The 7,194-nt window shown below is 71.1% G+C and carries 6 protein-coding genes; 5 read left to right on the top strand and 1 reads right to left on the bottom strand.

Annotation, left to right across the window (positions count from 1 at the left end; genetic code table 11):
- Positions 1 to 102: 102 nt before the first annotated feature.
- Positions 103 to 1,659, bottom strand: coding sequence for an alpha/beta hydrolase (locus ABZX02_RS43005; protein WP_355307723.1), 1,557 nt, complete (start codon positions 1,657 to 1,659; stop codon positions 103 to 105).
- Between the two features lie 121 nt (positions 1,660 to 1,780).
- On the opposite strand from ABZX02_RS43005, the gene ABZX02_RS43000 reads away from it, so the two are divergent.
- The 5 genes from ABZX02_RS43000 to fabF all read left to right on the top strand — a co-directional run bounded on the left by ABZX02_RS43000 (position 1,781) and on the right by fabF (position 6,588).
- Positions 1,781 to 2,980, top strand: coding sequence for a helix-turn-helix domain-containing protein (locus ABZX02_RS43000; protein WP_355307722.1), 1,200 nt, complete (start codon positions 1,781 to 1,783; stop codon positions 2,978 to 2,980).
- A 194-nt stretch (positions 2,981 to 3,174) separates the two neighbouring features.
- Positions 3,175 to 4,101 (top strand): ACP S-malonyltransferase, encoded by a 927-nt coding sequence (locus ABZX02_RS42995; RefSeq protein ID WP_355307720.1) that lies wholly within the window; start codon positions 3,175 to 3,177, stop codon positions 4,099 to 4,101.
- Positions 4,102 to 5,079 carry a beta-ketoacyl-ACP synthase III gene (locus ABZX02_RS42990; RefSeq protein WP_355307719.1) on the top strand — a complete coding sequence of 326 codons (978 nt, stop codon included), beginning with the start codon at positions 4,102 to 4,104 and terminating at the stop codon, positions 5,077 to 5,079.
- 40 nt (positions 5,080 to 5,119) lie between these two features.
- Positions 5,120 to 5,356: an acyl carrier protein gene (locus tag ABZX02_RS42985; RefSeq protein WP_030465146.1), complete on the top strand. Its 237-nt coding sequence runs from the start codon at positions 5,120 to 5,122 to the stop codon at positions 5,354 to 5,356.
- Positions 5,353 to 6,588, top strand: coding sequence for a beta-ketoacyl-ACP synthase II (gene fabF / locus ABZX02_RS42980; RefSeq protein WP_355307717.1), 1,236 nt, complete (start codon positions 5,353 to 5,355; stop codon positions 6,586 to 6,588). The genes ABZX02_RS42985 and fabF overlap by 4 nt, the downstream gene beginning before the upstream one ends.
- The last annotated feature ends 606 nt before the right edge of the window (positions 6,589 to 7,194 follow it).

The raw sequence follows: 7,194 nt of genomic DNA, 5'->3' as shown, positions 1-7,194 counted from the left end.
CCTAAATACTCCCCTCCTTGCACCACCCGGGGGGGCCGGGGTCGTGGCACCCCCCCCCCCCGCCGGGGGGCGGCCGCTTCCACATGTCCGGGGTCTGCCGCCTCACGGCCGCGCGGAGAAGCCCCGGCCGTCCAGGTAGGCCTGGATCCCCTCCGGCGACAACGCGGGCGCCGCGCCGCCCTGGCCGTCCTTGGGCACCTCGGGCCGCGGGTCGCCGGTGCACTCGTAGCTGCTGCCGGGCAGCGCGCCGTCGACCAGGTACCGGTTGACCTTGTCGTCGACGCACTTGTTGCCACCGTTGTAGAGGCCGTGCTTGCCCTCGTCGGTGACGGTGACCAGGTTGTGCCCGAGCCGCTGCGCCATCGCCGGGCCGCTCGCGTACTGGGTCTGCGTGTCGCCCTCGGACTGCACGACGACGCCGATCGGGTAGCCGCTGCGACCGATCTTCACCGGCGGCTCCGGCGGCGTGAAGGAGCGGAACGTGCAGGTCATCGGCGCGGCCCTGACGATGCCGAAGCCGTACGGGTAGCGCTCGCGGAACATCCGCATGTCCTCGTAGTAGAAGCTCACGTCCGTCGGCCAGTCCGACTCGCAGGTGACCGTGTCGAACACGCCCGAGCGCAGTTCCTCCAGACCGGTCTTCGCGAGCACCTGGCCGGCCTTCGCGCCCTCGGCGTTGGCGGGCTGCTCCCCCGACCGCAGCTTGGTCACGATCGACGCGAGGTCCGACCACAGTGGACGGTAGCGGGCGCCGACGCCCACCGCGCCGTCGAAGGACGACCGGTTGTGCTCGCCGACCGGGGCGGCGTGCAGCTTCGCCGCGACCTTCTCGACCTCGGCCAGCACCTCGTCGCGGGACTTGCCGAGTCCGAACTTCTCGTTGCGCTCGCCCGCCCAGGTGGCCCACGCCTCGACGTCCATCCGGTACGCGACAGCCTGCTGGCGGAACTGCTCGTGCCAGATCCACTCCGGGTGCACGGCCGAGTCGAGCACGCTGCGGTCGAGCCGGTTCGGGAACAGCGTCCCGTACACCGCGCCCAGGTACGTGCCGTAGGAGTAGCCCAGGTAGTTGATCTTCGACTCGCCCAGCACGGCGCGCACGACGTCCATGTCCCGCGCGGTGTTCGCGGTGCTGATGAACTGCCGGATCCCTCCGCCCGAGCGCTGGCAGGACTCCTCGGCCTCGCGCGCCTCGGCCGCCCACTTGGCGAACTCGCCGTCCGCGGGGCGTGACTCGGGGGCGGCGATCGCGGGCGTGGCGCGGCAGTTCAGCGCCGTCGACCCGCCGACGCCGCGCGGGTCCATGCCGATCACGTCGTAGACCTGGACGAGGTCGGACTTCATCAGGAACAGCGGCAGCCCGAGCCCGGAGCCACCGGGACCACCCGGATTGGTGAACAGCACGCCGCGCCTGCGGTCGGCCGCCGTCGCCTTCTTGCGGCTGATGGTCAGGTTGATCCGGTCGCCGGCCGGTTTGGCGTAGTCGAGCGGCGCGACGAGCGTGGCGCATTCCAGCTCGCCGAGCTTTCCGCTGCACTGCGCCCACGTGACGGGTTGGGAGTGGAACTCGGCGAGCGGGTCGGGTGGATCGGCTGAAGCAGCCGTGCTCGTGGTCAGCAGAGCGACGACCCCAAGGGCGAGTGCCGGGAACCTGCGCAAGACGAAACCTCCACGCCGAGCCGAAAGATCTCTGCTGCCCGACGGTATGGCCGTTGAACCTGGCCGATGGCGTCTGTCACCCGTCCCGGTGATGTCACCTCTGTGGCCTTAAGCTGCGGGTATGACCAGCAGCAAGGCGAAGGAGGAGCACCCGCCGACGCTCTCCGCCCGCACCATGCGCAAGATCGAACGCGCGTCGGGCTCGCTCGCGACCGCCAGCGTGTCCGAGATGGAGCGGCGGCTGCCGTGGTTCGCGCGGATGCCCGCCGACCAGCGCGCGAGCGTGCTGCTGCTGATCCAGAACGGCGTCGCGGGCTTCGTCGAGTGGCTGCACGACCGGCAGCAGGCGATCCGGCTGACCGCGGACGCGTTCCGCAGCGCCCCCAAGGACATCTCGCGCTGGGTGAGCCTGCGCCAGACCGTCGAGCTCGTGCGGATCGCTCTGGAGCTGTTCGAGGGGCAGCTGCCGGAGATGGCGGCGAACGAGGCCGAGCGCGCGCTGCTGATGGAGGGCGTGCTCCGGTACGGGCGGGAGATCGCCTTCTCGGCCGCCACCTCCTACGCGGCGGCCGCCGAGGCCCGCGGCGCGTGGGACGCGCGGCTCGAGGCCCTGGTCGTGGACGGCATCGTGCGTGGCGACCCCGAGGAGTCGCTGCTCTCCCGCGGCGCCGCGCTGGGCTGGGACCCGGCGCTCGAGGCGACCGTGCTGGTCGGCAACCCCGGCGGCGAGGACCCGCCCGCGATCATCTACTCGGTGCGCAGCAAGGCCGCGCGCGCCGGGCGTCCGGTGCTGCTGTCCGTGCAGGGATCGCGGCTGGTCGTGGTGCTGGGCGGGCCGACGGAGACCGGTGAGGACGTGCTGGGCCGCATCGCCGAGGGCTTCGGCGAGGGTCCGGTGGTCGCGGGACCGACCGTCGCGTCGCTGTCCGAGGCCCACCGCAGCGCGAGCGACGCGTTGAGCGGACTGCGGGCGGTCGTGGGCTGGCCCGCCGCTCCCCGGCCGGTCCGCTCGCTCGACCTGCTGCCGGAACGGGCGCTCGCGGGCGACCCGGAGGCGGAGTGGCAGCTGGTCGACAGGGTCGCCCGGCCGCTGGAGGACGCGGGCGGCGCGCTGCTGGAGACCGTGGACGCGTTCCTGGAGGTCGGCGGCGTCCTGGAGACGTGCGCGAAAAGACTGTTCGTGCACCCGAACACGGTCAGATATCGCCTTCGGCGCGTTCAGGAAATGACGGGAAGAAATGCACATGACGCTCGAGACGCGCTTGTGCTTCGCGTCGCATTGTCTGTAGGACGCCTAGCGCGCTCCCGTGGGCTGTGGTAGCGAACGACCTGTGACGGACTTCGCACACATCCGTTAGAGTGAGGGCCAAACGACCCCTCACAGCCCTGAGCTGGGCTTACGTCGGCGCGCCCGTGACTCACCGACACTTTTGTAGGGTCTCTACAAATACGATCGCCGTACTTCGTTCTTTACAGCATGGGGTACCGGTGGGTTCACCGGCTTTAGTAATCGGCGTGATCGCACTCCTCGCGCCCGGACAAGGGTCCCAGACGCCCGGCATGCTCACCCCCTGGCTCGAACTGGAGGGGGCGGAGAAGCAGGTGCGCACGTGGTCGGAGATCACGGGCCTGGACCTGGTGCGCCTCGGCACCACCGCGGAGGCCGACGAGATCGTCGACACCGCGATCACCCAGCCGCTCGTCGTGGCTCTCGCCGTCCTCGCGTTCGGTGAGCTGCGCAAGCGCGTCGACCTGCCCTCCGCGGTGGCTGTCGGCGGCCACTCGGTCGGCGAGCTCGCGGCGGCCGCCGTCGCGGGTGTCATCAGCGCCGACGACGCCGTCGCCCTGGCCGCCGTGCGCGGTCGCGCGATGGCCGAGGCGTGCGCCCTGGAGCCGACCGGCATGGCCGCGGTGCTCGGCGGCGACGAGCCTGAGGTGCTCGCGCGCCTCGAGGAACTCGGTCTCGTGCCCGCCAACCGCAACGGCGCCGGCCAGATCGTCGCGGCCGGTCCGCACTCGGCGCTCGACGCGCTCGTGGAGAACCCGCCCGGCCCGGCGAAGATCCGCAAGCTGGCCGTCGCGGGCGCGTTCCACACCCGGTACATGGCGCCTGCGGAAGACGCAGTGCGCGCGCGTGCCGCCGAAGTCGCCACGCAGGACCCGTCGCTGCCGCTGGTGTCCAACAAGGACGGTCAGTTCGTCACCGAGGGCGCCGAGGTGCTGCGGCGCCTGGTCTCCCAGGTCACGAGCCCCGTCCGCTGGGACCTCTGCCAGGCCGCCCTCGTCGAGAAGGGCGTCACCGGCTCGGTCGAGCTGCCGCCCGCCGGCGTGCTGACCGGTCTCGCCAAGCGTGCGATGAAGGGCACCGCAACCCTCGCCCTGAAGACCCCGGACCAGCTCGACAAGGTCGCGGAGCTCTTCGACACCGTTGGAGACGAGTAAGTGACGACGTTCCAGGCCCCGCAAGCAGCCGCGGGCGCCCGCATCCTCGGCCTCGGCAGCTACCAGCCCGAGACCGTGGTGAGCAACCACGACCTCGCCGCGCGCATGGACACCTCGGACGAGTGGATCCGCGAGCGCGTCGGCATCGTCAACCGCCGGGTCGCGGCGAAGGACGAGGGCGTCGTCGACATGTCCGTCCTCGCGGGCACGAAGGCGATCGAGGACGCGGGTCTCACCGCCGCCGACATCGGCGGCGTGATCGTGGCGACGTGCACGATGCCGTCGACCATCCCGAACGCGGCGGCGCAGGTCGCCACCAGGCTCGGCGTGCAGGCCGCGGCCGCGTTCGACCTGAACGCCGCGTGCGCGGGCTTCTGCTACGCCGTCGCGACCGCCGCGGACATCGTCCGCGCGGGCACGGTGCGCAACGTCCTCGTCATCGGCGCGGAGAAGCTCACCGACTGGACCCACCCCGACGACCGCTCGACCGCGATCATCTTCGCGGACGGCGCGGGTGCCGTCGTGGTCGGCGCCAGTGACACGAACGAGATCGGCCCCGTCGCGTGGGGCTCGGACGGCTCGATGTCCGAGGTCATCCGCATCGACGACCGCGACTCGTTCATCCACCAGGAGGGCCAGACGGTCTTCCGGTGGGCGACGACGCAGGTCGCACCGGTCGCGATCCGTGCCGCCGAGCTCGCGGGCGTCCCACTGTCCGAAGTGGACGTGTTCGTCCCGCACCAGGCCAACCTGAGGATCATCGAGGCCATCGCCAAGCGCCTGTACAAGAATGGTGCGCGCGAGGACCTGAAGATCGCTCGAGACATCGTCGAGTCCGGCAACACCTCCTCGGCCTCCGTTCCCCTGGCCCTCGACCACATGCGGTCGGCGGGCGAGGTCTCGTCCGGGGACGTGGTGCTGATGGTCGGCTTCGGCGCCGGCCTGTCCTACGCGGGACAGGTCGTCCGGGTCCCGTGACCCCCGGTTTTTCCACCGTTTCAACCGAAAGGGAACTTCAGTGAGCGACAACGTCCTGTCCGGTCTTGCCGAGATCGTCGAAGAGGTCGCCGGCGTTGCCGCCGACGACGTCACCGCTGAGAAGTCCTTCGTGGACGACCTCGACATCGACTCGCTGTCGATGGTCGAGATCGCCGTCCAGGCCGAGGACAAGTTCGGCGTGAAGATCCCGGACGACGAGCTGGCCAACCTCAAGACCGTTGGTGACGCGGTGAACTACATCACCAGCAACAAGTGAGTTCGGGCATCGAGGTCGTCATCACCGGGCTGGGTGCCACCACCCCGCTCGGTGGTGATGTCACGTCCACCTGGGACGCGTTGCTGGCGGGCAAGTCCGGGGTTCGCCCCATGACCCACGACTGGGTCGAGAAGTACGACCTGCCGGTCAAGATCGCGTCGCAGCTCGTGGTGGACCCGACCGAGGTGCTCCCCCGAGTAGAGGCACGCCGCCTGGACCGCTCCGAGCAGGTCGCCATCGTGGCGTCCCGCCAGGCGTGGGCCGACGCGGGCCACGACGACGACACCGTCGACCGCCAGCGCCTCGCCGTGATCATCGGCACGGGCATCGGCGGCGCGATCACCCTCCTGACCCAGGACGACCTCCTGGAGCAGCAGGGCCTGCGCAAGGTGTCGCCGCTGACCGTCCCGATGCTGATGCCGAACGGCCCGGCCGCGCACGTGGGCCTGGAACTGAAGGCACAGGCGGGCGTGCACGCCCCGGTTTCCGCCTGCGCGTCGGGCGCCGAGGCCATCGCGTGGGCCTACCGCATGATCATGTCCGGCGAAGCCGACGTGGTCGTCGCGGGCGGCGCCGAAGCGTGCATCACGGCCATCCCGGTCGCGGGCTTCTCGCAGGCCCGCACCATGAGCACGCGCAACGACGAGCCGGAGAAGGCCTCGCGCCCGTTCGACACGGCCCGCGACGGCTTCGTGCTCGGCGAGGGCGCGGGCGTCATGGTCCTGGAACGGCGCGAGTTCGCAGAGGCCCGCGGCGCCAAGATCTACGGCAAGCTCGCCGGCATCGGCACCTCCGCCGACGGCTACCACATCACCGCCCCGGACCCCGAGGGCGTGGGCCAGTCGCGCGCGATCGCGGCGTCCCTGCGCTCCGGCGGCATCGACCCGTCCGACGTGGGCCACGTGAACTGCCACGCGACCTCCACCCCGGTCGGCGACGTGGCGGAGACCGTGGCGATCCGCAAGGCGATCGGCGACCACCCGGTCCTGACCGCCCCGAAGGGCGCACTGGGCCACCTGCTGGGCGCAGCAGGCGCGGTCGAGGCGATCGTCACCGTCCTGTCGATCCGCGACGGCATCGTTCCCCAGACGCTCAACCTGGAGAACCTGGACCCGGCCGTCACGCTGGACGTGGTGGCGGGCGAGCCGCGCAAGATCAAGCTGGAGGCGGCCGTGAACGACTCGTTCGGGTTCGGCGGCCACAACGTGGCGCTGGCCTTCACGTCGGCCTAGCTCCGCACCCGCTTCACCACGAAGCCCCGACCCGCTTGCGGGTCGGGGTTTTGTGCTGTCCGGGGGAGGTTGGGTGTGGAGGCGGAGTGGGAGTGAGGCGCCGGGGGTGGGACGGGAGGCGCGGGGTGGGGGGCGCGGGACGACGCGGTGAGGTCCGGCGCGGGGGTGGGAAGCGGGGTGGCGGGACGAGAGGCGCGGTGTGTGGAGGGCGACGCGGGGCGCGGGGCGGGAGGCGGGACGGGAGGCGCGGTGTGTGGGTAGAGCGAGGGATGGCGCGGTGCGGGAGGCGCGGTGCGTAGGTAAGTGAGGGATGGCGCGGTGCGGGAGGCGCGGTGCGGCGAGGCTGAAAGCCAGGCACACACCGCACGCCCACGACAAACCCCGCCCACCAGCGACGCCGAAGGCGAGCCGTACTTGCCGAACGGCCTGGGTGGGGTGGTCCCGTCACGAGTCGCGCCACAGTCCTTGCTGCATCTGAAGAGGAGGGTCAAGTCGACACGCTCTTCGTCGACTTGACCCAACACATAACATTTGGGCCGGAATGGGGAGGCGGGTGACCGGAACACCCCACCAACCCAACCAGCTGCCCAAACACAAGCCGCCCGG

Origin of the sequence: Lentzea sp. NPDC003310 (genome assembly GCF_040610935.1) — a bacterium.
GTDB lineage: Bacteria > Actinomycetota > Actinomycetes > Mycobacteriales > Pseudonocardiaceae > Lentzea.
Note: the sequence above shows the minus strand (reverse complement) of the source record. Positions and strands in the feature narration are given on the sequence as shown.